We start from the raw sequence: 23945 nt of genomic DNA on the forward strand, positions 1-23945 counted from the left end.
ATAGAGGTTTTTTTAAAAATGTTTTTGGTAAAGCCTCTGCTTCCTTTAATACTCTCCTTTTCTCTTAAACCTAGGATCGTCTCTTTTTATGAACTCCGTTCTTTTCTTGGGAGCTTCTGATCTTTCCGGCTTTGGTAAACTAGCTTCTTCTGTTTTACTCGATGGTTCTATCAGTTCGTTCAGCTCTTTGATTTCGGCATCAGTTAAATCGCGGTAACGACCAACTGGAACATCTAGTGAGATGTTTATGATTCGGATGCGTTTCAAGGCTGTTACTTCATACCCAAGGTATTCGCACATTCTACGAATTTGGCGGTTTAGTCCTTGTGTTAAAATGATTTTAAAGGTAGTTGCACTAATTTTTTCAACCTTACATTTTCTGGTAACAGTATCAAGTATTGGTATACCGTTACTCATTTTGTCAATAAAGCGTTCGGTGATAAGTTTGTTTACCGTTACAGTATATTCCTTCTCGTGATTGTTGCGGGCACGCAATATTTTATTGACAATGTCACCATCATTTGTCATGAAAATTAATCCTTCACTGGCCTTATCTAAACGACCAATTGGAAAAATACGTGTTGGGTAATTGATATAGTCGACAATATTGTAACGTACATCTAGATTAGTGGTGCATTCAATACCTACAGGTTTATTAAAGGCTAAATAAACAGGCTTTTCTTTTCGATCATGAATTAGTTTGCCATCTATACGTACTTCATCATGTGGAGAAACTTTAGTACCAAGCTCAGGAACTACACCGTTTATAGTGACGCGTCCTTGCTCAATTATTTTATCTGCTTCGCGACGGGAGCAGTAACCAGTTTCGCCTATGAATTTGTTCAGCCGTTTTAAATTTTCTTCCATGTTGCAAAAGTAATCATTTTGAGTTTGAGATTTGGAATTGATGCTGGAAAAGTATTGGATTTGATGTGCGTAAGGGATAGTAGCGGCATCGCCCGGTCTACAAAACAAGGCGGTAGCCGTAGGTTTTGTTAGCGGGAATATAGCGTATAGCCCGACCTTGGCTCATTTTTTTTAATGAGGCAGGGTCACGCCCAAAATAAAATTATTGGATTGTTTGAAACAAAAATTGGTATACTTGTTCGTACAAGCGGTCGCTGTGCATGCTGTGCCCCAGTCCGTTGGTTTTGATAAATACGGCATTTTTCCAACTATCGGCTATTTTTTTTCCTTCGGCAAAGGCAACTATGGCATCGTCAGAATCATGAGCGATTAAGCCGGGAGTTTTTATAGTGGATGCAAAATGTTTTCCGGAGAACTGCTCTAATTTTAATTTAAAATGAGTTAGGTAATGCGCTTCGAGCCCTTTGGATATAATTGAATTCAGGCTCAGCATATTGATGTAGTTGTTTAAAATGATTTTAAAATCGCTCGGTGCGCCTAGAATTACCATTTTGCTGATGTGCTCATTTTGATAGTGTGATTGGTAGTACAAACAGGTTTTCCCTCCAAGCGAATGACCAATGAGATAGGAAGGTTTGAATTTTTTAGCTAGGACGTCAATGTAGGCAGCATATTGTGGAATATTAAATTCTTTTCCGGATGATAGGCCGTGTGCGGGTGCATCGACAGCAATTATGGTGCTGCCTGATTTTTGTAAAAAGGGTAGTATTTTTGTCCATCTTGAGGCATTGCTTTCCCAACCATGCACTAAAAGGATAACGGTATGATTACCTTTCCAAGTGTAGGTTTGAAACTGAAAGTCGTTGTGGGTATGCGTTTCTTTTTCGGTTTCTAATAATACTAGAGGAAGACTATCTGAATTTAATTTTCCGTCTCGTGGTTCGCTAAATAGCGAATAAGCAAGTTTCGTTGCTTTAGCTGGAGCAACAAAACTTAGGACGTTAACATAAAGACCTACTGTTTTGGTGAAAAGGAAATAAATGATTTTTTTCATAATAAAAAAGTCCCGATGTGTATCGGGACTTAAATATAATTAAAATTTAGAGAATAAATTTTCCATTTTTTCTTTTTCTTCATCGGCTAGCATACTATCTACTAGTATTCGGCCTGAATGCTCATCGATGATGATTTTTTTTCTTGAAGCGATCTCTACTTGTGTTTGAGGAGGAATCGTAAAGAATGAACCTGCAGACGCTCCTCTTTCGATAGATACAACTGCTAAGCCGTTGCGTACGCTAGAACGAATTCTTTTGTATGCTGTTAATAAACGCTCTTCGATTAACGCTTCATATTCAGCAGATTTCTCTGTTAAAAAGGCTTCTTCTTTAGCTGTTTCTGCCATGATAGCATCTAATTCCAGCTTTTTATGTTTCAAGTGGTTCGATTTTAATTCCAATCTTTCTTTAGATTGAGCAATCACCTCTTTTTTGTGTTCAATAGACGCTTTCATTTCCTTCATTTGCTTTTCAGCTAATTGAATTTCAAGCTCTTGGAATTCTACCTCTTTAGTTAAAGAGTTGAATTCTCTATTGTTACGAACTGTTTCTTGTTGTTTTGTGTATTTTTTGATAGCCTCTTTGTGCTCATCAATGCTATTCTTTTTTCCTTTAATAAGATCCTCGATTACCTCAAGTTCACTTTTCAATTTTTCAGAACGCGTGCTTAAACCAGCAACTTCATCTTCTAGATCTTCCACTTCTAAAGGTAGTTCACCTCGTACATTTCTAATTTCGTCAATTCTAGAGTCAATTAACTGTAAATCGTAAATTGCTCTTAACTTGTCCTCAACACTTAATTCTTTCGTATTCGCCATATTCTATAAGTACTTAACTGGATTTGTATTTTCTTCAGATAAAATGATTGCAAAATTAAGGATTTTTTTCCGAAGAAAATCAACAATATAATTTTTTGTATACCGTTCGCTCTCAAAATGTCCAATATCGGCCAAAAGTAGCTTGTTTTCGGCTTCATAAAACTGATGGTATTTTAAATCAGCCGTTAAAAAAGCATCGGCTCCAGCCATAATTGCATTTTTTATAGCATAACTTCCAGATCCACCTAGTACTGCAACTTTTTTTATAGGTTTCTGCAAAAAGGCCGAATGTCTAATTCCATCTGCTTGCATTTTGTTTTTAACTTCGATTAGGAAGTCAGTCTCGTTCATTGGCGTTGTTAATTCACCAATCATTCCAAGACCTATATGTTGATGTGAATTTTGCATTTCATAGATCTCATAGGCAACTTCCTCGTAAAGGTGTGCAGTAAAAAGGGCTTTTAAGATTTTAGATTCTAAATATTTTTCAAAAATAACTTCAATCTTAATTTCTTCGCCTGTATGTACCTTTCCTTTTTCTCCAATAACGGGATTGCTGTCTTCATTGCCTCTAAAAGTAAAACTACCGTTTGAGCTAAAGCTGCAATTATCGTAGTTACCTATATTGCCGGCTCCTGCTGCGAATAATGCAGTACGGACCGCAGCTGCATTTTCAGGTACAGTGTAGGTAACTAGTTTGTAAATGAATTTTTGCTTCGGGATTAATATTTTAGTGTTGATAAGCCCTAAAGCGTCACAAAATATTTTATTAACTCCTTCTTTATGGTTATCAAGTGCAGTATGAACGGCATAGATTGCAATGTCATTTTTTATAGCCTTTATAATAGCACGCTCGACATAGTTTTTTCCTGTGATTTTTTTGAGTCCGGAAAAAAGAATCGGATGAAAGCAAACCACCAAATTACAGTTTTGAGCGATGGCTTCATCGATTACACTCTCCAGTGCATCATGACAAACTAGCGCTCCTGTGGCTATTGCTTCTTGATCTCCTACGAGTAGACCAACGTTATCAAAATCTTCGGCATAGGCTAGCGGTGCCATTTGATCGAGTACCGCTAGTATTTCTTTAATTTTGTACATGTAGTAGTTTTTATTTAATGCTGCTAGAGCGTGAAAGGGATGTAAAGAACAAATTAACGAATAAAGGAATCAATTTTAAAATAAAAAATATACTTTCGTACTATGAATGCACTTAGAAAAATACTATTTCCCTTTAGTGTTCTTTACGGAATTGTTACTGCCATTAGGAATTTTCTTTTTGATATTGGAGTTCTGAAGTCGTACTCATTTGCAGTACCCACAATTGTTGTTGGTAATTTAAGTGTTGGAGGAACGGGTAAATCACCACAAATTGAATACTTGATTCGCTTATTAGAACCTAATTATAAAGTAGCAACTTTAAGTCGAGGGTACAAACGTAAGACGGAAGGCTTTGTTTTAGCAGATGCTACTGCTAGTGCATCGACCATTGGAGATGAGCCTTATCAATTTTATAGTAAGTTCAAATCCATTCAGGTTGCCGTCGATGCGAATCGTAAAAACGGAATAGAAACCTTGCTTGCGCAAAAGAATAAACCCGAAATACTCCTACTTGATGATGCCTACCAACACCGGAAGGTAAAAGCAGGTTTGTATATTTTACTCACAACTTACAAGGAATTGTATTGTGATGATTACTTGCTGCCAGCGGGGAATTTACGAGAGAGTAGGAGCGGTGCCAAGAGAGCCAAAGTGGTGATTGTAACAAAATGTCCACCTACCTTATCAGTGGAAGAACAAAAGAAGATCAAAGCTAAATTAAAATTGGACGATAATCAGGAATTGTATTTTAGTTATATCAAATACGATGATTTGGTTTTTTCGGAACAGTCTTCTATTAAAAGAGATGTAGTGACAAAACAAACAAAGGTGCTCCTAGCGGGAATTGCAAAACCAGATTCTTTTTTTGAGTTTTTAAAAGGAGAGAACGACATTTGTTTATCCTATCCGGATCATCATGATTTTACCGATAGTGATTTAGCTACTATAAAAAATAAAGCAGAAAGTAACATTATTGTTACCACTGAGAAAGATTATGTAAGACTAAAAGGGCGTTTGCCAATAGAACAGCTTTTTTACTTACCAATACAAAGTGCTTTTATAAATGAAGGCCAAAATTTTAATAAAACGATAAATGATTATGTGGGATAAAGTGCAAGAAACAGTAGAATTTATAAAAAGTGTAAATGATTTCAATCCTGAATATGGTGTAATACTAGGTTCAGGTTTAGGGAGTTTTACCGATGATATGGAGGTAGTTTTTACCTTGCCATATAACGAAATACCTAATTTTCCTGTATCGACAGTTCAAGGTCATAAAGGAGCGCTTGTATTTGGGACTATTGGAGACAAAAAGGTAGTTGCCATGCAAGGGCGTTTTCATTTTTATGAAGGATACTCGATGGAGGAGGTAACTTTTCCAGTACGTGTGATGAAGTATATAGGAGTGAGCAAATTGATTGTTTCTAATGCATCAGGAGGAGTGAACCCTAATTACAAAGTTGGCGATATTGTGATTATTAAAGACCATATTAATTTTGCTCCTGAGCATCCGTTAAGAGGTAAAAACGATGAGCGTTTTGGTCCTCGATTTGTAAATATGAGCGCACCTTATTCGCGCCAAATGATTGTAAAAGCCAAAGAATTGGCAATTGAACTGGGCGTAGCCGTGCAAGACGGTGTTTATTTTGGATTACAAGGTCCTACTTTTGAAACGTTAGCTGAGTACAAAATGGTAAAAATTCTGGGTGCTGATTGCGTAGGAATGTCGACTGTGCCAGAGGTTATTGTAGCCCGTCATATGGATGTGGAGACTTTTGGAGTGTCCATCATTACTGATATGGGGAATGAAGAGAGTATTGATACCATCTCTCATGATGAAGTACTTGAAGCCGCACAAAATGCAGAGCCGAAAGTTAGAGCTTTGATTAAAAGTTTGATTTTGAATTATTAGTTCTTTTAAATATTACGAACTAAAGCAGCATAAAATTCTTCAGGGATGAATGGTTTGGTAACAACATCATTCATTCCAAAAGAAAGTAACATTTCTCTGTTTTCATCAAGAGAAATTGCAGTTAAGGCAATCACGGGGATTTTTGAATTGAATTCCCGTATTTTCTGCGTAGCCACGGTGCCATTAATACCGGGTAAGTGCACATCCATCAGTACCAAGTCAAAATAGTTTTCCTGAACAGCTTCTATACTGTCTTCGCCATTATCGATTACTTCGCAAAGAATACCTTTACTTTCAAGCATTCGCCGAGTAATCATTTGATTGATTTTGTTGTCTTCAACAATGAGTACTTTTTTGTCTGCTAACATCGATAAATCACGAGTTAACTTAATTTCTTTTTTAATTTCTTTGTTTTTATCTACTTCAAACGGTAATTCTACAGTAAACAAGGATCCTTTTCCTAATGTGCTCTTCAGTTTAATTTGTCCTCCTAATAAAGTGGTCAGTTTTTTAACAATGGTGAGTCCTAATCCGGTTCCGCCGTATTTTCTGTTAATTTCAACGGAGCCTTGTGCGAAATTTTCAAAAACCGTTTCTAATTTGTCAGGAGCGATTCCAATTCCGGTATCTTCAATTTGAAAAGAAACAGCCGTGTTTTCTTCCTGAAAGGATAGTAAAGTGGCACGAATAGTAACACTACCATTTTTTGTAAATTTCAAGGCATTGTTGATTAAATTCATGAAAATTTGAGAGAGTTTTGTCGTGTCTCCATATAAGTTTTCAGGAATGGCATCGTCGATTATTAGTTCAAAATTATTGTTGTTTTTTATAGCGACTTCCAGCAGCGAGTTTTTAATATCTTCAAGGAGTTGCTTTAAATTAAACGAAATTTTTTCGAGTTCAACCCTGTTCGATTCTATCCGATTGATTTCTAAAATATCATTAATAAAAGTTGTGAGATAGTTGCCTGAGAATTGTAGGGAGGAAAGGTAATGAAGTTGTGATTTTTTAGGGTTTTCTTCCAGTAATAAATGCGTTATACCATTGATAGCATTAAGTGGTGTTCTTAATTCATGACTTACAATTGAAAGAAATTCGGATCGTGCTTGCGAGGCTTTTTCTGCTTTTTCTTTAGCAATCATTAACTCAGTGTTTTTTTCATTGAGTAGTAAGTTGGTTTTATTTCGTACAATGTTATGCTTATATAGGGAGAGGCTTAAAAGGGACAAAATTGAAATCAATGAAATGGCTAGGATATTGATGAGTTTGAAAAACTTATTGGTTTTTTCATCTTCCTTTTTTTGTTTGTAAATTTTCGCTTCCTTATCTAGTCTTTGCGACTCTTTAAAATTCTCGTAATCGTCGATACCTAATTTTTCATTGTTTAATAGTGCTAAACTCTCTTTTAGGTTGAGGTGTTGTTTTAAATAAAGATAGGCATTGCTTTTATCCAATTGCTTTTCATAAGCAATACTAATGGCTAGTAGAATATTAGATTTCTGCTCTAGGTTTTGGGTGTTTTTATTTAATTCTAGCGCTTTGTTGTAGTAGTTTAAGGCTAAATTAATTCGGTTTTTAGCTAATTCTACCAATCCCATTTGATACAATGCTTCCGCTTTGGTATCGTTTAATGCATCACTGTTTGGTTTGCTGATAATAGTGTTAAATAAAAGGGCTGCTTCTTCGAGAGCATTCTCTTTCCTTAAAATTATTGCTTTCTGTAAGTTGATGAGATCAATCGTTTTATCGATTTTCAAAAGTTTACTGATGGACAGCGCTTTATTGAAATAAGTCTTAGCGGCTTTGTAGTTGCTGTTTTGTACTTCGGTTAGGCCTATATAATAATTGGCTTCTGCATATTGAATGGTAGGGGGTAACGATTCAAATAGTGTTAAACTTTTAGAAAGCGATTCCTCAGCAGTTGAATACCTTTGGAGATCAAAGTAAATTTTCCCAAGGCGCAATGTTTGTGTCGCTTGTGCTTTTACATCTTTATTTTCTTCGGCATAATCAATGGCTTTCTGGGTATAGAAAAGCGCATTTTTAAATTTGTTGATTTGAATATTAGCCTCGGCTAGGTCTTCATAATATTTGACGCTATCTAAAGTTTCTTTATGCTGAGCATAAAGAAAGGAACTTAAAAAAAGAATAAAAATCCAGCTGTTTTTCATCTTAAGCTTAGTGTTAGCGCTAGTTTTTGGTCAGTTCTATTAAATCAATTATGCGTGATGAATATCCAATTTCATTATCGTACCAGCCCACTACTTTTACCATCTTGTCAATAACCGAGGTGAGTTGTGCATCGAATAAACAAGAATTTCTATTTCCTATTATATCGACAGATACGATTGGGTCCTCTGTATAATCTAGGATTCCCTTTAAGCTGTTTTGAGCTGCATTTTTAAACGCGGCATTTATCTCCTCAATAGTGACTGCTCGTTTTACATTAAATGTAATATCGGTTAGTGATCCATCTGGAACAGGGACGCGAATTCCGCAACCACCTATTTTGCCCTCTAATGTAGGAAAAATTTTTGTTATAGCCTTCGCTGCACCCGTAGTTGTTGGAACAATCGATTGGCTAGCGCCTCTGGCTCTCCGTAGGTCCTTGTGTGGTTGATCGTGTAGGCTTTGATCTGTCGTAAAGGAATGTATGGTTGTGATATAAGCTTCCTTTATTCCGCATAGCTCATCAATAACTTTAACCATGGGAGCTGCATTATTAGTCGTACAGCTGGCGTTAGAGATGATAGTTTCAGTACCGTCTAGTATGTTTTCATTTACTCCTAGTACCACTGTTTTTATAGCATCTACTTCTGATGGAGCGGATAAGATTACTTTTTTAGCTCCAGCCACTATATGAGCGTTAATTTCTTCAAAGGTTTTATATTTTCCTGTAGATTCGATAACGTAATCAATACCGATGCTTTTCCAATCTAAATTAGAAATGTTTTTTTCATGGAAAAACAAAAAGTGTTTGTCTTCAATAGTAAAACCACTTGCGTCAGGAACTACTTTCTGAGGCAAAACACCATGAATACTGTCGTACTTCAATAAATGAGCCATCGTATTGGTGTCAGCGATGTCGTTAATAGCTACAACTTCAATGGTAGGATGGTTTAAAAGCAGGCGAAATACATTTCTACCAATGCGTCCAAAACCGTTTATGGCAATTCTTATCATAGTTTGTAATGTCATAAAGTAAAAAGACCTAAAGTCAGTGTTTTAGATCTTTCGACTTTCTGACTTTAGTTCTTTAACTATAAAATGTGCTTTTGTGCTTTGTATGAAGAGCGTACAAGCGGACCACTTTCTACATGGCGAAAACCTAATTCTAAACCGTATTGCTCATATTTAGCAAACTGTTCAGGAGTTATGAATTCCTTTACCGGCAAGTGCTTTTTACTGGGTTGTAAATACTGTCCAATGGTTACAACATCCACGTTAGCTTCACGCAAGTCTCTCATAGTTTGAAAAACTTCTTCTTCCTGTTCTCCAAGGCCAAGCATAATTCCAGATTTTGTTCTATTGATTCCCTTTTCTTTCAGGTAACGTAAGACTTCTAAGCTTCGATCGTATTTTGCTTGGATACGAACCTCGCGAGTAAGTCTGCGTACAGTTTCCATATTGTGTGAAACAACTTCAGGATTAGCAGCAACGATTCGATCTAGGTTGATTTCCATTCCCTGAAAATCCGGAATAAGAGTTTCAAGAGTAGTGGTTGGATTCATGCGGCGTATTGCTTTTACCGTCTCAATCCATATGATAGACCCACCATCTTTTAGGTCATCTCGATCCACACTAGTAATCACAGCATGCTTGATGTTCATAATTTTTATAGAACGGGCTACTTTTTCAGGCTCATCCCAATCAACTGTTTCTGGGCGACCTGTTTTTACACCGCAAAATCCACAAGAACGAGTACAAGTGTTACCCAAAATCATGAACGTAGCAGTTCCTTCACCCCAGCATTCCCCCATATTAGGGCAACTACCTGATGTGCATATAGTGTTAAGGCTGTATTTATCAACAAGTCCGCGAAGTTCAGTATATTTTTGTCCTATAGGGAGTTTTACCTTTAGCCATTTCGGTTTGCTTGTAGGTAATTTATTTTCTAAAACAGTTTCCATAATTTTAAATTTCAATAGTGCAAAGATACGGAAAGCGGAATTAAAATACCGATTTTAATAACCCAAGGTTTATCTGGTTTTTGAATAAATTATTTTTTTTATTAGGAGCTTAATCCAGCTATCCGCTATATGTCCTTTTCTAAAACTGCGGTAAAAACCGCTTTCTAGAAAAGTACGATGCCGCTGCTATCTGGGCTAGGACATGCGAATTCGTTCCTAACTAATTTTCAAAAAAAAAGCATAATCAGGAAGATTATGCCTTTTAGTATTAGTTTACTTGAACGGTTATCGGTAAGTTGTAGGCGGTTCGCACTGGTTTGGAATCGATCATTCCAGGCAGCCACTTCGTTTTTAAAGATTTTAAAACTCGTATTGCTTCTATAGCAAGTCCATAACCAGGATCGTTTTTTACTTGAATGTCAGTCATACTCCCGTCTTTTTCAACAACAAACGAAACATAGATTTTAATGTTTTTATCACTAGCTACTTCAGGGCTTTCAAAATTTCGTCCAACAAAGGTGTAAAACTTGCCTATTCCTCCAGGGAATTCCGGCAGTTTATCAAGTGCTGCACTAGTTACAACCGTATTGCCATAGTCAACTGGAGCAGTGCCACTGCCACTAGTCACTTGTGGTGTGCTTATTCCGGTGCCAGTACTACTTCCTGTAGTTGCAGTAGAGGGATTAGCAATGATTTCGATGTTTTTAGGAACGTCTTGTGTTGCTAATGGTGCTTTTACAATGACAGGATTTGTTAGTTGTTTTGTAGTAACCACAGCTGCAGGTTGTGCTTGCAATGGTTTTGGAGCAATGGGAACTACTGGCTTAACTTCAGTAGGATAAATTTTGGTCACCTCAATAATTTTATCTGTGATTTGAGGCAATACATCCGGAATAATTTTGTCAGGAAAAATTGTGCTGATTACATGTGGTAGCGATGCTAACGATGCACATAGTAATACACCCATGAACAGTGCAATCAAAGAGGTTTTAGTACTTTGTTGACGTAGTTGAAACGCTCCATACTCTTGGTTTCTGTTTTCGAATACTAGATTAATCCAGTTGTTTTCGTAGAGGCTAAGTTTAGACATGGTAATTGGATTTAAAGGTTAAGTAACTATTAGATCATAGGCGATTGCTTAATTTTAAAGTATAACGGAATAATAAGAATTATAGTATACTAATTTAGTTAAATTTTAAATACAAATACACTTAATCAGTTAAATTTTTACAATTATTTAAGTGATGGATTGTTTTTGGTGCAGAATAGTAAAGGTTATCGCTTACTGGTAATGATTTCAGCTAACAATTTTTTAGCCCTGAGTAGTTTTACTTTAACGCTGCTTAAAGGCTCATTAATGGTATTGGCTATTTCTTGGTACGTCATTTCTTGAAAATAACGCAGTTGAATTACTTCTTGGTAGTGTGGTTTCAATTCTTTGATGTATCGCAACAAACGAGATAGATTTTGTTCTCGAATTAATTCATCTTCTGCAGATAGTGTAGTGTCAGCAATATTATAGGCTTTTTGATCTTCGCGATCCGTCATTTCTATAAAAAGGCTTGATTTTTTTTTGCGCAATAAGTCGATATGCACATTTTTAGCAATACTTATTAACCAGGTGTTGAATTGAAAATTAGGATTGTAAGTAGTTATTTTGTCAAATGCTTTCGAAAAAGTTTCAATGGTAATATCTTCAGCATTTGTTTCGTTTTCAGTGCGTTTGAGCATGAATCCGTAAACTTCATTCCAGTAATGGTTCAATAGAAAGGTGAAGGCCGTTTGGTCGCCTTTTTTTGCTTTTTCTATTTGAGTTTTTATTTCCAATTTACGGGTTTTGAGAAGATATTTGTTATAAAGATATTGATTTGCGTCAAGATAAGAACTAGCTCTATGATGGGAAACCAGTATTTTAAATCTTTTTCTTTAAGTTTTCCTGCAGTACAACCTACTACGATCCATGCGCAAAGATATCTCAGTGCGATTAGGCCAACCACAATCATCCACTGAAATTGAAATGATAGTAGCACAATTGGTAGTACAATAAACAATAATTGGCTGCAGTAAAATGTACCTAGCTGCAGTTGGTCTAGTTTTTTATAATGCTTGGCCGTAGCTATATGTCTTCTTTTTTGAGTAAACCACTGGCTGTATGTTGTTTTTGGCTTAGAGCGTGTAAAGCTTTCGGGTGTAAAAGCTATTGTGCAATTTTTAGCGGTTGCAGCTTCGTTTATAAACAAGTCGTCATCTCCTGATCGCACCTGAATATGATTAATAAAACCATTTACATTAAAAAACTCCTCTCTTTTATAAGCTAAATTGCGACCTACTCCCATGTAAGGACGTCCTATTTTTGCCCAGGAAAAATACTGCATGGCTGTTAAAACGGTTTCAAATCGAATCAAGACATTTAGAAAAGAATTATTGATCCTCTCGTATCCTCCATATCCTAAAACAATAGTTTTTTGCATGGTAAATTGGGAACTCATGGCTGTAATCCAATTTTTAGAGGTTGGATAACAATCAGCATCAGTAAACAATAAATAATCTTTTTTAGCTGCTTTGATTCCTAGCGTTAAAGCATATTTTTTGTTCCCCCAAAAGGCTTCGTTATTTTCTACTTTGACCAAGCGAATATTGCTGTACTGCTTTTCAAATTCTTCAAAACGTTCTAAAGTGTCATCGCTAGAAGCGTCGTCTATTAAAACAATTTCAAAATCAGGATAATCCTGCTCAGCCAATAGCGGAATAAATTTCACTACGTTTTCTTCTTCGTTTTTGGCGCACACAATTACCGAAATAGGAATGCGTTTGGGCGTAACCGTTTGCCCTTTTGCGAAAGCAAATTTCCCAAAAACAACTAGATAGTACAGTATTTGAATAGCTACAACAGCAATAAAAAAGTAGAGAATTAGTATAAGCATTAGAGTTTTATAGGTTGTTTAAATCGGTGGCAAAGGTATGAATAGAATTGCTAAAAATAAATGATAAAATGGTAAATCTATTCGTTATTTCTACAAACTTAATTTGGCTTAAATTACGTTGACTTCTGCTTCGATTTGGATGCCAAATTTTGCAAATACAGTATTTTGAATATCCTTTGCAACCTCCAAAATCTCTTGACCGGTAGCCTGCCCATAATTCACTAAAACTAATGCTTGGTTTTTATGAACTCCAGCATCGCCAAATCGTTTTCCTTTGAACCCAGCTTGCTCAATTAGCCAACCTGCGGGTACTTTAACTGCTGTATCTGAAATTTCATAATATTTCATCTCAGGGAATTTTTGATGGATAGGATTGAAATCTTTTTTTAGCACTATCGGATTTTTAAAAAAGCTTCCACTATTACCTAATTCCTTTGGATCGGGTAATTTGCTTTTTCGGATCGCAATTACAGCATCACTAACGTCTTTTAAATTGGGATTTGAAATTCCTTTTTTAGACAATTCTCCAGTGATGTCGCCATAGGAAGTGTTGATCTTATGATTTTTCTTGGTTAATTTAAAAACTACTGAACTTATGATAAATTGGTCCTTATATTCATTTTTAAAAACACTTTCGCGGTAGCCAAAATTGCAATCAGCATTGGTAAAAGATCGGATAGTTTGATCCTTAATTGAGATTGTACTACAAGAAACCATCGTGTCTTTGATTTCCGTACCATAGGCGCCAATATTTTGAACAGGAGTCGTACCCACATTTCCGGGAATTAGGGACATGTTTTCCAATCCACCAAAGTCTTGATCGATGGTCCATAATACAAATTCATGCCAGTTTTCTCCTGCTTGACATTCAATCCAAACGAAGCTATCATTTTCCTCTACTATTTTTTTTCCTTTTAAGTCAACATGTATCACTAAAGCATCAATATCTTTAGTTAGTAGCATATTGCTTCCACCTCCTAAAATAAATTTTTTGGCTGTTTGATTTTCTCCTAAAACAGTAATTAATTCTGGAATTGAGTGCACGGCGATAAATTGTTTTGCCTTTACATCGATACCAAAACTATTGTAATTTTTTAAGGAAAAGTTGCTTTTTATCTCCATGAAAACTGTTGCTTTTATTGCGAATTTTAAAGGTCAAAAGTAAACATTAAAATTGAGTTACATAATTTTTCATCCAGATATGCATCATAAATAAAGGCATAATAAAAGCAGTCATGGTAGGGTCGCCTTTTTTCAAGCGATCAACAAGTGCTTTGCTATTTATATTTTGCAAGTAGGGCATATCAAAAATAGTACTCGTTGCAAAAGAGGTGAGTTCATCTTTAAAAACCGAACTATTAACTAAGTAATCTCCCCATGGAGCGCTGAGTCCTACTTTTTTAAACTTTAATATTTCTTCGGGCAATTGATCCTGCATAGCTGATTTTAGGATAAATTTCCCCTTTTTTCCTGTAAATAGCCATTTGTCCTCTAATGAACCTAAACCTGTGATGAGTCGTTGATCTAAAAAGGGTTCTCGGCATTCTATCGAGGCACCCATTGTAGCTCTATCATTGCGGTGCAGTAGCGAGCGAAGGTAGGTTTGTTGGTCAAAATAAAGCGCTTGCCTTCTTAAATTACCAGGGTAAAGTTCTTTAGCTTCTTTGTAGATTTGGATTCGGTATTCATTTTTAGGAGGAGAATTAATACCAAATTGCGCAGCGATATCAGCCGGATAGATGTTGCAACTATTAAAAAGGATTAAATCTGATTTTTTACTCATCTTAGCGTAACGGCCTAATTTTTCGAATCGGGCTGTTTTGTTAAAAAGATCTAGGGAGCCAAGGGTAGCAATAGAGCTCAATAATGAGGGGTATTCTAGCGCTTTATAACGAACGTATCCACCCATTAATTCATCAGCACCTTCGCCTGAGAGTAATACTTTTACAGATGATTTGGCCAGGTCCGAAATGGCTAAAAGATGTGGCTCGTTCAGATGCATTATAGGTTCGTCTTGGAAGTAAGTAGCTTGTACGAGTTTGTCGTGCAGCGCTTGGTCTTCCAATTGAAGGGTATGAAAGCCATATGCTAATTTTTCGCTAAGCATTTTGGCAAGATGTGCCTCGTTGTGTTCTTCTTCTTTAAAGCCTATGGTAAAAGATTGGATGTTTTGAAATTGCTGTTTTTTTAAGCTAGCTAAAATAGAGGAGGAGTCTAAGCCACCACTCAAAAGCACACCAACAGGTACATCACTCACCATTCGCAATCGTACCGATTCATCAAAGGTGGAGGAGAACCATTCCAGCGGATCCTTAATTGGAGTTTGATTTTGAATTTCTGTTTTTAAATCCCACCATTTTTCAGTTTCAATTCTACCACTTGCATATACTGTCATACTGTGACCTGCAAGCACTTTATTGATGTTTTCATACAGTGTGCCTTCCCCTGCGACGAAACGATTAAAAATGTATTCTTCTAATCCTTCTTTTGCAATTTTAAGTGGTACGCCAGCAGTAAAGAGGGCTTTTTGCTCGGAGGCAAAATAAAAAGTTTCATTGTAGATAGCATAATAGAGTGGTTTAACTCCCATTCTGTCTTTAACTACAATCAGTTTTTTTTCTAGGGTATCCCAAATGGCAAAAGCAAACATTCCATTAAGGCGTTGAAGCATTTTTAGACCATGCATTTGGTATAATTTCAAAAGAACTTCGGTATCCGAATTTGTTCGAATCGAAAAGCCATTACTTCTTAATTCGGGATAAAATTCCTTGTAGTTATAGATCTCACCATTGTAAACCATAATGAACCGCTTATCTTCAGAGAGAAAAGGTTGGTGACCGGCTGCAGAAACATCAAGGATCGATAGTCTCCTGTGGCCAAAACCAACATTTTTATCAATAAATAATCCTTGGTCGTCAGGTCCACGATGAGCTAACGAGTCACGCATTTTGGTCAGCGTATGCTCATCAACTTTTCGTTCTGATTGAAAGTGAAGTATTCCGTTAATTCCGCACATAGTTATTTGTTTAAGCTGTGTGCAGTAATAAGTTCGTGGTATTTTTGGGCAATTGCTTTCATATTGGTTTGGTAATTGGCTTTGCTTTCCACCAAAAGTCTGTTGTGGTGAATTGCATTTTCTCGGTATTTGATATTATTAAAAGCCCAAATTATTTCTTCTGCCAGCATCTTATAATCATTTACAGCCACTAGCTGTCCGTTTACTCGATGTGCAATCCAACTTTGATTTCCTACTATATCTGTTACAATTGGGTAGGCTTGGCAGGCCATTGCTTCAAACAAGGAGGCCGATACTCCTTCGGTCGTTGGCATACTGATGTAAAAATTTGACTTTTTTAGTAACTCGGGTAATTCGGTATTTGAAATTCTTCCTGTGAAAACTACCTTATCGGCAATTTTTAATTTTTTGGTTAAAGCATTTATGCAAGGAAATTTTCTTCCATCTCCTATAATAGTTAATACGAAATCTATGCCACTCTGGTTTACTATTTCAAATGCTTTAAGAATAATATCATGGCTATACTCCGGCAGTAGTGATCGGGTAACTATAGCATGAATTTTAGTTGGTAGGGCAGCATTCCCAGTACTGAATTTTTCTAAATTAATCCCCTTGGGTAACACCATCACTTTGTTCATATCAACTTTGGCTTTAGCCATAGAAACGGTCATAGCAGGACCCCAAGCATGAATTAATGTTGCCTTTGAAAAGGCATAATTTTGAATTATTTTTTTTAATGGTAGTAAAATGGAATGAGAAGGCCATAAATCAGTTATGCCTTGTTGCGCAATTGCCGATGGTCGAATCCTAGATATACCGGCTAAAAAGCCATAACTAGTTGTCCTCTCTGCGATTACCATATCCGGTTTTTCATCCTGGATTATTTTTTTAATTTTAAAATAAGCAAGGTTGAATTCAGCAATGCGTAAAATACGGTTTAAAAAAGTCGTACTAGGAGTTTTTAATTCCCAACATATAATTTCAAAATCGCCATATTCCTTCAGGCCATTTATCCAAGTAATAGCATCTGCTCGATAAGATTCTCCAAGAAAAAGTATTTTTCTTTTCTTCATGTACTTGTTTTAAGCTTCTTCAGCGTTTAGTGCCCTTCTTAAAAACTCGTTTAAAGGTTTTAGTAAGATCAGCTTTTTGGAAACCGTAGGAACAAACTCTTTTTTAGTAACATCATTGAATTTTATTTTAAATGAGGTTTCGAAACTTTTTAATTTTAAAAATTCAATGGCGGGATGCTCTTTTTCGTATCCTCTTGGGGGATTTTTAAGTAAGCTACGTTCATTTCTATCAAAGTCTTGGAATACTTTTTTAAATTCTTTTTCGTTCAAAATTTCTTCTAAGTCTTCATAGAAAAAGGCAATTTCTTTTCTAATTTTTTTTAATTCATCTGCTTCTGGAGCGTATAGTCCGCCAGCAATAAAGGCTTCTTCTTGGTCCAAATGTATGTAATAACCAGGACTGTTTTTTTCTTTTACCCTGCCACAAGGCATCCATATTCCTAAATGAGTTTTATAGGGAGTTTTATCTTTAGAGAATCGAATGTCTCTATTGATTCTAAAAGTACAATTTTTGACTTCCAATATTTCAAGTGAAGGGTCTAATGGCTTCATGACTGCTAGTAAATCGGAAACAATTTGCTGATAGTCCTTTTTAAAAAGTTCGTATCTTTTTTTGTTTTCTAAAAACCAATCACGGTTGTTATTCGCTTTTAGGTCCTTCAGGAACTCTATGGTTTGGGAGGTTAGCATACTTTGTTTATTGCAGTTGTTTTTTTAATTCTTCTTCAGTAACAACGCCCGACTGTCTCCAACTAAGGTTCTTATTTTTATAAAGGAGTAGTGCGGGTAGGTTGTTAACTTCTAATTCAGCTGCTATCGTTTTATTTTTCTCGAAATCGATAGTAATTATTTGAACTCTATCAGCTTGCTCTTTTCCTAGTTTTGAAATGATGGATTCCATTTTTTGACACGAAGTACAGTTTCCTGTAAAGTTAATTAAGACTGCTTTTTCAGATTCCAAAAGGTGATTGAATTCTTGGATTGACATTCCTATTATTGGTGTATTTGGCTTGTTAAAAGAGGTTAATTGCCATTGTGTATAGCCTCCCTCGAGCTCAATAATAGTTTCAAAACCTAATTCTTCTAGTTTTTTAACAGCCTTGCTGCTTCGATTACCGCTTTTACAATAAACATAGACTGGATTTTTTTTATCTAGTTTTTTTGTATCCGCAACAAAAGTTGTTCCTAACCAATTGATGTTTAAAGCATTTTCAATATGCCCTAAATTGAATTCTTCAGGAGTTCTGACATCAAGGATTTGAGTTCCTAGCGTATTATTAATATTTTCTGCAAATTCCAATGGGGCAATCGTTTTGCTTTTAATCGATTGTTGTGCCAGGCTGGAAAAACAAACAAAAAAGATAGAAAGCAGTATAAGTTTAGGTTGTGAATTCATAATGTTAGATTTAAGTACTTTACAAAAATAACTAAATTACAAGTACGTAAGCGCTATTGTTGTTAAAAATATCCGCTTATAAATTAAAAACTTGGTAAGACTGATGTGTCGATTTCACGATGCTTTCCGTTCGTTCAGGATGTGTATCCGAGATGAATAATTGTCCAAAACTATCGCTATTGACCATGGCAATTATTTTAGAAACTCTTTCTTCATCAAGCTTATCAAAAATATCATCGAACAACAAGATGGGTTTAACGCCACTTTGCTTTTTCAAGAACTCGAATTGTGCTAATTTTAAAGCAATCAAATAGGATTTTTGTTGGCCTTGAGAGCCAAATTTTTTAATAGGATGATTGTCAATTTCAAAGGATAGGTCATCTTTATGAATACCTACACTGGTGTACTGAAGCGCTCGATCTTTATTGATGTTTTGTTCTAATAATAATCGCAAATCGTTTTCAAATAACTGACTATCATAAACTAATTGAACGCTTTCGGCAGAGCCAGTAATTGCGTGGTGATGGTTATTGAAAATAGGTACAAATGAAGCAATAAATTCTTTTCGTTTTTGAAAAATGTATGTCCCGTATTCCATTAACTGTTCGTTGTAAATAGACAAAGTGTCATTTTCAAAAACATGATTAAGAGCAAAATATTTCAATAATGCATTGCGTTGACTCATTACTTTTTGATACTGAATCAATTTTTGTAAATAGTTCGAGTCAAGCTGAGAAATAACACTATCCATGAATTTACGGCGTGTTTCACTTCCTTCTACGATTAAATCTCTATCTGCTGGTGAAATGATGACCAAGGGTATGAATCCTATATGGTCAGAGAATTTTTCATACGCTTTACTATTGCGTTTGAGTACTTTTTTTTGTCCTTTTTTTAAGCTACAAACAACTTGTTCGGTTCTTTCGTTCTTAACAAACTCAGCGTCAATGACAAAAAACTCCTCTCCGTGCTTGATATTTTGAACCGCAAGCGGATTAAAATAGCTTTTACCATAGGCTAAATGGTAGATAGCGTCCAAAACATTGGTTTTGCCGATTCCATTTTTACCTACGAAGCATATAATTTTACCTTCGAACTCAAAATTAGCCTCTGCGAAGTTTTTATAGTTGAATAATGAAATTTTTTTTAGATACATTTTTATGGAACCTCTGACAGTGAGGTGTTTGTCTTTTTTGAAGCATTTGTAATAAGAGGCTGCAAATTATTGAAAATTATTGATAAAAGAAACTTCTGTAACTTTTGTATCGAAAATATTTTAGTTTGTCGAGGGGATGCAAAATTATTTTTTTATTTCCACTATAAAATATTGAATTTATTGCGTGAGTTTGAATAAAAATTTTATTTTTGCGGTTCACTAAATTAATTTTAAATGGCTACTTACAATAAAAGAGGATATAAAGCACCAAAAGAAAAAGAAGTAAACGATACTACTGTTGAAAATGTAATAATTGACGAAAAGGATAGTACAACAGCAGGTGTTTTTTCAGCTTTAGATGAAACTGCTTCAAAAACTGAAGATTTTGTTGCTAGAAATCAAAAAATTATCATCGGTTTAGTAGGAGCTGTTGCTTTGTTAACTATAGGGTACTTAGGATACCAAAAATTTATTGCTGAGCCAAAACAATTAGAGGCTGCAGATGAAATGTTTGTTGCACAACAAAACTTTCAATTGGCAACTGATGGAGTAAAGAGTGATTCATTATATAAATTGTCTTTAAACGGGTCTGAAGGTAAATTTGGATTTGTTAAAATAGCAGATGAGTATTCAGGTACTGATGCAGGAAATTTAGCTAATTACTATGCGGGAGTTGCTTACTTAAACACAGGAAAGTACGCAGAAGCTATTGATTACCTTGGTAAATTTAATTCCGATGATATCGTTTTAAGTGCTTTAGCTAAAGGAGCAATTGGAGATGCATATGCTCAGAAGAATCAATTAAAAGAAGCTTTAGAGAATTATATTAAAGCAGTTGATGCAAATAAAAATGATTTCACAACACCTCGTTTCTTATTAAAAGCGGGTAAAACGGCTTTAGCTCTTGGAGATAAAGCAGCGGCGTTGAAATACTTTACAGACATCAAAGACAACTTTGATACTGCTCCAGAAGCAGCTTCAGTTGATGCTTTGATTGGTTTGTCTCAATAATAAAAAATAACAAGTTTTAAGATTGACAATTACATTTATTAAGAGTAATTTTAATACATGTAATTGTCAATTTTTTTTTAAGTCAAATTTAAATATCATTTATTATGGCAACGATTAATAAAAATCTATCAGTTTATGACAAAAGCAGCTTACCAAAAGCAAAGGATTTTCGTTTTGGGGTTGTAGTTGCAGAATGGAATGGAGAAATAACAGAGGGATTGTACAATGGAGCCGAAGAAGCTTTTTTAGATAACGAAGTTCCTGCTGCTCACATTATTCGATGGAATGTTCCAGGAAGTTTTGAATTGATTTATGGTGCAAAAAAAATGCTACAAACGCAAAATGTCGATGCAGTAATTGTCATTGGATGTGTTATCCAAGGAGAAACTAAACATTTTGATTTTGTTTGCGAAGGCGTAGCACAAGGAATTAAAGATTTGAATGTACAATCAGATGTTCCTGTAATTTTTTGTGTTTTAACAGATAATACCATGCAGCAGTCTATCGATAGAAGCGGCGGAATCCACGGTAATAAAGGAACAGAAGCAGCAATTGCAGCGATTAAAATGGCCTTCATCCGTCAGCAAGCTTCCTTAACTCACGAATACAAAAAACCAACATTATTGGCTTCAGGACAATTGCAAATTGAAGATTTGCCTCTGAAACTTGAGGAATAACAATTTAAATAATTCAATTTTAAGCCTATACTGTTTCTGAATCAGTATAGGTTTTTTGTTTTAATTATGATTGGTAGATGCACTAAAGCCAACCAAAATTCATTAAATTTGTGACCATTGCAAGGAATCCTAAACCCATAATTTTTTAAATTAATTATTTTTAATGTCAAGTATAATCCAATTACTTCCTGATCATGTTGCAAATCAAATTGCTGCCGGAGAGGTGGTGCAAAGACCCGCTTCTGTTGTAAAAGAATTGCTAGAAAATGCTGTAGATGCCAATGCTTCGGATATAAAACTTATCATTAAGGAAGCTGGGAAGGTCATGGTACAAGTAATTGACAATGGTAAAGGGATGAGCGTAACTGATTCGAGATTGTGTTTCGAAAGACATGCAACTTCTAAAATTAGACTAGCAGAAGATTTATTTTCATTAAATACCAAAGGTTTTCGTGGCGAAGCACTGGCATCTATTGCTGCTATCGCGCATGTTGAAATGAAAACTAAGCAAGATCAAGAAGAGTTAGGGACTCAAATTATCATTGAAGGGAGTAAGTTTGTATCACAGGAAGCAGCAGTATTACCCAAAGGAACCTCATTTGCTGTTAAAAATCTATTTTTCAATATTCCGGCACGACGCAATTTTTTAAAATCAGATAGTGTAGAGTTTCGTCATATTGTTGATGAGTTTCATCGAGTGGCTTTAGCACACCCTTCTATTTATTTTACTTTTTATCACAACGGAAGTGAAATGTTTAATTTGCCGGGTTCAAGTTTACGTCAAAGGATAGTGAATATTTTTTCGGGTAAAACCAATGAAAAATTAGTACCTGTACAGGAAGAAACAGAAATTGTAACGATTCAAGGATTTGTAAGTAAGCCTGAGTTTGCCAAAAAGAGCAGGGGCGAACAATTTTTCTTTGTGAATGACCGCTTCATTAAGAGTGGTTATTTGCATCATGCAGTAATGGCTGCTTATGAAGGTATTTTGCGAGATGGAGCGCAGCCTAGTTATTTTTTATACTTAACGGTGCCTCCTAACACAATTGATATTAATATTCATCCAACCAAGACAGAAATTAAATTTGATGACGAACATGCCTTGTACGCCATATTACGGTCGTCAATTAAACACAGCTTAGGGCAGTTTAATGTTGCGCCAGTTTTAGACTTTGATCGAGATGCGAACTTAGATACACCGTATAATTACAAAGATTTAAAAGGAGAGACGCCTACCATTCAAGTCAACAGTACTTTTAACCCGTTTTCAGATGATAAAGTAAATAAACATTACGCTTCGGCGAGTTCCTATAGAAAACCAGAACCTACCGCAAGTTGGGAAAGTTTATATGTGGGTTTGAAACAGGAAACACATTTTCAATCAGCAGCTACTAATCTTAGTTTCGAAACCGAAGAGGTAACAGGCTCTTTGTTTAATGATGAGGAAGTTGAGCATGCCGTGCAAAACGTATATCAAATACATAAAAAATACATTGTGTCTCCCATTAAATCAGGAATGGTGATTGTAGATCAACAAAGAGCACACCAACGCGTGCTATACGAGCAATTTTTGACTAATATGACGGTACAACAAGCCTCGAGCCAACAATTATTATTTCCTTTAGATTTGTTTTTTTCGTCCAGCGAAATGGAATTAATTGACGATTTGAAGCTGTCTTTAATTAATACTGGTTTTGTGTTTGAAGTAGCACCGGACAATGCTCATGTTGTAATTTCAGGCATACCGGTTAACATTACTGAGAGTGAGGTTTCGATGGTTTTAGAACAGTTGTTAAGTGATTTAGAAGATGGAATTCCTGAAAACAGCTTTAGTCAAAATGATACTATTGCCAAATCAATGGCCAAAAGTTTAGCTGTAAAAACAGGAACAAGTTTAACTGTAAAAGAACAAGAGAATTTAGTCAATGGGCTTTTTGCTTGCAAAGATCCCAATGTTTCTCCTTTTCAAAAACCAACTTTTATAACCATGAGGGTAGAAGATTTAGATAAAAAATTTGCACTATGAGAAATATAACCGAAACTGTAAAACAGTTATTAATTATTAATGTATTGTTCTATTTTGGAACTTTAATTGTTGGAGGGTTTTCGCCAGATAGTTTTAATCCAAATAATCCAGCATACAGATTATTAGCATTGTATTTTCCTGAAAATAGTGGGTTTCAGTACTGGCAGCCGCTTACGCACATGTTCATGCATGGTGGTTTTATGCATATTTTCTTTAACATGTTTGCCTTATATTCTTTTGGATCTGCACTAGAACATTTTTGGGGAGGTAAAAAGTTCTTATTTTTTTACATTTCCTGTGGTTTAGGTGCAGCCTTAATTCATACTGGAATCAACTATTATTATTTTAATGAAGCTGTTACTACGCTTATTCAAAGTGGGTTTCAGAAAGTAGAGATTATTAAAATCTTGAATGAAGGTAAAGTAAATACGCAATGGCAAGAATTATTGACGCCATCGCAATATCAGGATTTCATAAGTTCGTTTGCAGGTACAGTTGTAGGAGCTTCAGGAGCTATTTATGGTATCATCGTAGCCTTTGCTTTCATGTTTCCAAATGCTGAATTGTCCTTGATGTTTATTCCTATTCCTATAAAAGCAAAATATTTTGTTCCGGGCTTGGTTGCAGTAGATCTTTATTTAGGAGTATCGGGTCAGTCTTTATTTGGAGGTCCCGGAATTGCACATTTTGCCCACGTAGGAGGTGCATTATTTGGATTCTTAATTAGTTGGTATTGGAAAAAGAACCAGTTTGATAATACTCGTTGGAATTAATTTAAAGTAG

Annotated in this window: 22 protein-coding genes; 6 read left to right on the forward strand and 16 right to left on the reverse strand. The window is 35.5% G+C overall.

Annotation, left to right across the window (positions count from 1 at the left end):
* Positions 1 to 45: 45 nt before the first annotated feature.
* The 4 genes from rluF to ACZ2G0_RS07320 form a co-directional block, all read right to left on the reverse strand.
* Entirely contained in the window at positions 46 to 867 is an 822-nt protein-coding gene (rluF, locus tag ACZ2G0_RS07305) for a 23S rRNA pseudouridine(2604) synthase RluF (RefSeq protein WP_470309675.1), read from the reverse strand.
* Positions 868 to 1069: 202 nt separating this feature from the next.
* Positions 1070 to 1921: an alpha/beta fold hydrolase gene (locus ACZ2G0_RS07310; protein WP_470309676.1), complete on the reverse strand. Its 852-nt coding sequence runs from the start codon at positions 1919 to 1921 to the stop codon at positions 1070 to 1072.
* A gap of 39 nt (positions 1922 to 1960) precedes the next feature.
* Entirely contained in the window at positions 1961 to 2740 is a 780-nt protein-coding gene (locus ACZ2G0_RS07315; protein WP_470309677.1) for a zinc ribbon domain-containing protein, read from the reverse strand.
* 3 nt (positions 2741 to 2743) lie between these two features.
* Positions 2744 to 3841: a Nif3-like dinuclear metal center hexameric protein gene (locus ACZ2G0_RS07320; RefSeq protein WP_470309678.1), complete on the reverse strand. Its 1098-nt coding sequence runs from the start codon at positions 3839 to 3841 to the stop codon at positions 2744 to 2746.
* A 102-nt stretch (positions 3842 to 3943) separates the two neighbouring features.
* Between ACZ2G0_RS07320 and lpxK the strand changes: the two genes are divergently transcribed.
* A complete protein-coding gene (gene lpxK, locus ACZ2G0_RS07325) occupies positions 3944 to 4951 on the forward strand; it encodes a tetraacyldisaccharide 4'-kinase (RefSeq protein WP_470309679.1) in 1008 nt (335 codons plus the stop codon).
* On the forward strand, positions 4941 to 5753 hold the full coding sequence (locus ACZ2G0_RS07330; protein ID WP_470309831.1) for a purine-nucleoside phosphorylase: 813 nt from the start codon (positions 4941 to 4943) through the stop codon (positions 5751 to 5753). The genes lpxK and ACZ2G0_RS07330 overlap by 11 nt, the downstream gene beginning before the upstream one ends.
* A 5-nt stretch (positions 5754 to 5758) precedes the next feature.
* On the opposite strand, the gene ACZ2G0_RS07335 is transcribed toward ACZ2G0_RS07330, so the two are convergent.
* The 12 genes from ACZ2G0_RS07335 to recF form a co-directional block, all read right to left on the reverse strand.
* Positions 5759 to 7924, reverse strand: a complete 2166-nt coding sequence (locus tag ACZ2G0_RS07335) for a tetratricopeptide repeat-containing hybrid sensor histidine kinase/response regulator (RefSeq protein WP_470309680.1) — start codon at positions 7922 to 7924, stop codon at positions 5759 to 5761.
* 19 nt (positions 7925 to 7943) lie between these two features.
* Positions 7944 to 8951, reverse strand: coding sequence for a type I glyceraldehyde-3-phosphate dehydrogenase (gap, locus tag ACZ2G0_RS07340; RefSeq protein ID WP_470309681.1), 1008 nt, complete (start codon positions 8949 to 8951; stop codon positions 7944 to 7946).
* 62 nt (positions 8952 to 9013) lie between these two features.
* A complete protein-coding gene (gene lipA, locus ACZ2G0_RS07345; RefSeq protein ID WP_300284567.1) occupies positions 9014 to 9883 on the reverse strand; it encodes a lipoyl synthase in 870 nt (289 codons plus the stop codon).
* A 268-nt stretch (positions 9884 to 10151) separates the two neighbouring features.
* Complete coding sequence (locus tag ACZ2G0_RS07350) at positions 10152 to 10973, reverse strand: energy transducer TonB (RefSeq protein ID WP_470309682.1); 822 nt, start codon at positions 10971 to 10973, stop codon at positions 10152 to 10154.
* Between the two features lie 185 nt (positions 10974 to 11158).
* Complete coding sequence (locus ACZ2G0_RS07355; RefSeq protein ID WP_470309683.1) at positions 11159 to 11710, reverse strand: RNA polymerase sigma factor; 552 nt, start codon at positions 11708 to 11710, stop codon at positions 11159 to 11161.
* A complete protein-coding gene (locus ACZ2G0_RS07360; RefSeq protein WP_470309684.1) occupies positions 11701 to 12807 on the reverse strand; it encodes a glycosyltransferase in 1107 nt (368 codons plus the stop codon). Before ACZ2G0_RS07360 ends, ACZ2G0_RS07355 begins: the two co-directional genes overlap by 10 nt.
* Positions 12808 to 12915: 108 nt before the next feature.
* Positions 12916 to 13929: a UDP-N-acetylmuramate dehydrogenase gene (murB, locus tag ACZ2G0_RS07365; protein ID WP_470309685.1), complete on the reverse strand. Its 1014-nt coding sequence runs from the start codon at positions 13927 to 13929 to the stop codon at positions 12916 to 12918.
* Between the two features lie 46 nt (positions 13930 to 13975).
* Positions 13976 to 15823: an asparagine synthase (glutamine-hydrolyzing) gene (asnB, locus tag ACZ2G0_RS07370; RefSeq protein ID WP_470309686.1), complete on the reverse strand. Its 1848-nt coding sequence runs from the start codon at positions 15821 to 15823 to the stop codon at positions 13976 to 13978.
* Positions 15824 to 15825: 2 nt separating this feature from the next.
* On the reverse strand, positions 15826 to 16896 hold the full coding sequence (locus tag ACZ2G0_RS07375; protein WP_470309687.1) for a glycosyltransferase: 1071 nt from the start codon (positions 16894 to 16896) through the stop codon (positions 15826 to 15828).
* A gap of 9 nt (positions 16897 to 16905) precedes the next feature.
* Positions 16906 to 17586 carry a DUF2461 domain-containing protein gene (locus ACZ2G0_RS07380; protein ID WP_470309688.1) on the reverse strand — a complete coding sequence of 227 codons (681 nt, stop codon included), beginning with the start codon at positions 17584 to 17586 and terminating at the stop codon, positions 16906 to 16908.
* A 7-nt stretch (positions 17587 to 17593) separates the two neighbouring features.
* On the reverse strand, positions 17594 to 18292 hold the full coding sequence (locus ACZ2G0_RS07385) for a rhodanese-like domain-containing protein (protein ID WP_470309689.1): 699 nt from the start codon (positions 18290 to 18292) through the stop codon (positions 17594 to 17596).
* A gap of 76 nt (positions 18293 to 18368) precedes the next feature.
* Positions 18369 to 19448 (reverse strand): DNA replication/repair protein RecF, encoded by a 1080-nt coding sequence (gene recF / locus ACZ2G0_RS07390; RefSeq protein WP_470309690.1) that lies wholly within the window; start codon positions 19446 to 19448, stop codon positions 18369 to 18371.
* Between the two features lie 234 nt (positions 19449 to 19682).
* Between recF and ACZ2G0_RS07395 the strand changes: the two genes are divergently transcribed.
* The 4 genes from ACZ2G0_RS07395 (at position 19683) to ACZ2G0_RS07410 (ending at position 23935) form a co-directional block, all read left to right on the forward strand.
* Entirely contained in the window at positions 19683 to 20459 is a 777-nt protein-coding gene (locus ACZ2G0_RS07395) for a tetratricopeptide repeat protein (RefSeq protein WP_470309691.1), read from the forward strand.
* A 104-nt stretch (positions 20460 to 20563) separates the two neighbouring features.
* Complete coding sequence (gene ribH / locus ACZ2G0_RS07400; RefSeq protein WP_470309692.1) at positions 20564 to 21136, forward strand: 6,7-dimethyl-8-ribityllumazine synthase; 573 nt, start codon at positions 20564 to 20566, stop codon at positions 21134 to 21136.
* 163 nt (positions 21137 to 21299) lie between these two features.
* Entirely contained in the window at positions 21300 to 23162 is a 1863-nt protein-coding gene (gene mutL, locus ACZ2G0_RS07405; RefSeq protein ID WP_470309693.1) for a DNA mismatch repair endonuclease MutL, read from the forward strand.
* Positions 23159 to 23935 carry a rhomboid family intramembrane serine protease gene (locus ACZ2G0_RS07410; protein WP_470309694.1) on the forward strand — a complete coding sequence of 259 codons (777 nt, stop codon included), beginning with the start codon at positions 23159 to 23161 and terminating at the stop codon, positions 23933 to 23935. Before mutL ends, ACZ2G0_RS07410 begins: the two co-directional genes overlap by 4 nt.
* The last annotated feature ends 10 nt before the right edge of the window (positions 23936 to 23945 follow it).

Source organism: Flavobacterium sp. KKT103 (genome assembly GCF_055640565.1).